1 protein-coding gene is annotated in these 3,530 nt (G+C 69.6%); it reads right to left on the bottom strand.

The annotated features are described in order from the left end of the window. Positions 1 to 307: 307 nt before the first annotated feature. Positions 308 to 2,908, bottom strand: coding sequence for a Helicase associated domain protein (locus ACFXAM_RS38240; protein WP_380298501.1), 2,601 nt, complete (start codon positions 2,906 to 2,908; stop codon positions 308 to 310). Positions 2,909 to 3,530 lie beyond the last annotated feature (622 nt).

The following is a 3,530-nucleotide window of genomic DNA, read 5'->3' as shown; positions in this document are numbered from 1 at the left end:
CACGCGCTACGACAAACGCGGCTACGTCTACCTCGGCACCGTCACCGCAGCCGCCCTCGTCATCTGGCTCCGCACATGATCGACCGGACAAGTCCTAGGCGAGCCGCTGGTCCGCCAGGCACAAGGCCCGGACTCCCACGGATGGTGGGGGCCAGCCGCTCTTCACCCTGCAGGTCCAACCCTGCAAGGTGCAGTTCCGTATAACCGGAGCGGTACGCGGCCGGAGCGGGAGTCCCGCACCGGCATCTCGCATGGTACCCCGTCAGGTCAGCCGGGCTCACCCCCTTTTCGGTCCAGCGCGGACGCCTCAGCGAGACGCGGCGCCCTGCGCCCGGTGCCCCGCCCACTCCACGCCGTGCTCGGCGAGCTGCGCGAGTTGCCCCGGGGCGAGCTTGGCGCGCCTCGCCTTCTGGTTGTTCAGCCACGTGCCGAGGCTGACATGAACCGTCTCGACGTTCTCCTCTCCACCGAGGCCGGCCACGCTGACCTCCAGCGGCTCCTTATGTGGGCGCGGGACCCGGACGTGGCCCTCCCGCTCGACGAACGCGGCCAGCGCCGCCAGGCCCTGGGCGAAGCGGTCCGCACGGGACACCTTCGGCTTCGCCTCAGCGGCGGCCTTGGCGGCCACCAGCTCCGGGTCAGCCTCGATGCCGATCGCGGTCAGCAGGTCCCGCTGGTCCTCCTCCAGGTCCGGCCAGCCAGCCCGCTGCGCCTGCACCCACCGGCCGAGCTGCTCGCCCTCGAACACCGTGTCCGCGGGCAGCGTCGTCCAGTCGACCTGGCCGTCGGTGTCGAGCCACCACATGCGGGCGGTGGCGTAGGCGCGCTGCCAGGTGATGGGCCACACCGGGCACCACCACGGGTCGATCTCCTCCAGCGCCCGCCGCCGCTCCGGCGCGAGCGCCCCCGGCTCCCCGGCCGGCACCTGTGCCGCGGCCCGCAGCTCGGAGAGCCAGGTGCCGATGGCGTAGCCGCCGACCGAGGCCCGCGCCGGCGCCGCCAGGGAGCCGCCGTGGCCCTTCGCCCACACCCGGGCCCAGTCGAGGCCGGCCTCGAAGCGGGCGTCGCTTACGGACCAGATCATGCCGAGCGCGTCGAGCATCTCCACCCGGTATGTCGCCAGCTCACCATTCGCATTCTCGCCGCGCCGGTCCGACAGCCACTTTCCGAGAGGGTAATTCCCACTCTCCCCGACAAGTGCCGAATAGGGAACGTCCAGACCGCCGGTCTCCTCGAACCATTTCCGCGCGTGACCGATCCCCTCACGCCACAACTGCGTCTCACCGACCAGGACCCGCGAGGCGATGAACAGGGCGAGCACGTTCTCGTCCACCGGCGTCTGGAACCGCACCGGCAGCGTGAACGCCCCCGACCCGCCACCCGCACCAACCATGCTCTCACCAGGGCCGGAAGCAGCTTCGGCGCTGCGCCCCTTGGTCCGCTTGCCTGACTTCTGCGGCACCGCGAGGGCCTCGACGACCTTGGCGTCGTGGCTGCGCAGCGCGGTCAGGATCTTGACCAGGGGACCGTAGGAATCTGACTCCAGAATGTCCCCGGGATCCTCTCCGGGCCCCAGGAAGACCGGCACGATCAGGCTTGCGGTCTTTCCTTCTCCGGGCTGCATGCGCAGGGCCCGGCCGATGGCCTGGACGATATCCACCATGCTGCCCCGGCCCTGGAGAAGCACCGAATCTGCATTCGGCATGTCGACGCCTTCGCCCAGGACTTTGCAGTTGCTGAAAATCCGGTACTTGAGTCCGTCGTCCTCCTCGCCCTTTCCGAAGTCGCCGATCTGCTCCTTCCGGTAGTCGACATCGTGCTCGCCGGAAAGCCATTGAGCCCAGACCTCGGGCGGGTATTTCTGCGGGTTCTCGAAGTGCAGTTTCTCGGCCGTCTGGTTCAGCGTCTCCGAGAAATACCGCACCTCGATCGTGCGGCTGTGGAACGTGATGCACCGTCGGAGGTCGCGCTCCACCACGGTTTTGAGCAGCCCGGCCTGGATCGCGGCGATCCGCGCGGCCGGGACCTCGTCCTCGCTGCCGTCCTCCGCCTCGCCGACACCGGGTCCCCACGGCACGCCCTGTGCCTCGGCCGCGGCCCGGTCGCCGAGCGGGTCGCGCAGCTCCAGGACCACGATCTCGAACGGCGCCAGGAGCTTCCTGTCGATGGCCTCCGCGAGGCCCAGGGAGTAGACGTGCGGGCCGTAGATCCGCTGGTCGTCCATCGACACCGCCAGCTCCTCCGGCAGCGGCTGGTAGGCGCCTTCGCGGCCCTTCACAGGGCGCTTGGGCGGCGCCCAGATCCGCGGAGTCGCCGTCATGTAGAGCCGGCGCTCCGCCGGGATGGCGGCCTGGTCGTGCACCACCGTCCAGGTCTTCTCGACACTGCCGGAGGACCGGTGCGCCTCGTCACAGACCATCAGGCCCAGCGGGGGCAGCAGCTCGCCCTGGCGCTCGGCCCAGTACTCGTAGGCGTCGGCGACCGCGCCCACGGACGTATAGGTGGCGAACAGGGTGGTAGGCCGGCGGTGCTTCGCGGCGTTCGCCAGCCACATGCCGATCATCAGCGGGCTGGTGCTCGCCATCACCCCGAACGGCAGCTCCGAGTCGACCAGCGAGCAGATGGCGTGCATGTCCCCGGAGCGCCCGGCCGCCCGCCAGGCGCCGATCATCTGCACCAGCAGGTCCAGCGTGGGCACGACCACCAGCACCGTCCCGCGCGGGACGAGCTTCTGGCCGGCCGCAGCACCGACGTACGACTTCCCGGACCCGGTGGCCATCTGCACCGTCACCCGCAGGCCGTCCGGGGCAGGGTGCCCCGGACGGGGCGTCAGGCCCCGCACGATGGCCTCCAGGGCCTCCTCCTGGTGCCCGCGCAGCGAGATGCCGGCGGCTGCCTGAGCGGCCATCAGGCCGGGCTTTACGACGTTCACGAAGACGTGTCTCCCCTCACCCATTCCCGGACCCATACCAGGGACCACGCGGGAAATGCTGACAGTGTCCTACTGATACATTCGACGGACGGCCCGAGAATCGAGGCGACCGGATATGGCGCGCGGAAGAAGCGACTATCCGGCAGGATATCAGCACCCGGTCGCGAATTCCGGTAAACGCTCGAAAAGCACGAGTCCCGACCCCACTTCCGGCGGGATCACCGGACGTTCGAAGACTGATACACTGGAGACCGTTGCTCACCCTCCGAGGGTAGCGCACTCCGACCCGCCGTGGGGCCGAAACAGTGGTCTAGGCCGTGGACTAGACCAATCTGGCGAGAGTGAAGCCGACCCGCACGCGCCCCCTCGGCGCCACCCTCCCCCTAGTCAGCCTCTCGTAAGTTCAGCCAAAAACTCAGCTCAATCATGTGAACGCGCCTCAGCCCATCGGCATCATGGAGCGAAGCGGAGTGATGCCGGCCCGGGCGCGAAGCGTCGGGCCCATCCGGGGCGAAGCCCCGGATGCGGACACGCGGAGCGGGTCCGCCGCCTGACCGACGGTACGGCGCGAACGGAGGGCCAAAGGCCCGTAGGGACC

The sequence above is a fragment of the Kitasatospora sp. NPDC059462 genome (assembly GCF_042749955.1).
Taxonomy (GTDB): domain Bacteria; phylum Actinomycetota; class Actinomycetes; order Streptomycetales; family Streptomycetaceae; genus Kitasatospora.
Note: the sequence above shows the minus strand (reverse complement) of the source record. Positions and strands in the feature narration are given on the sequence as shown.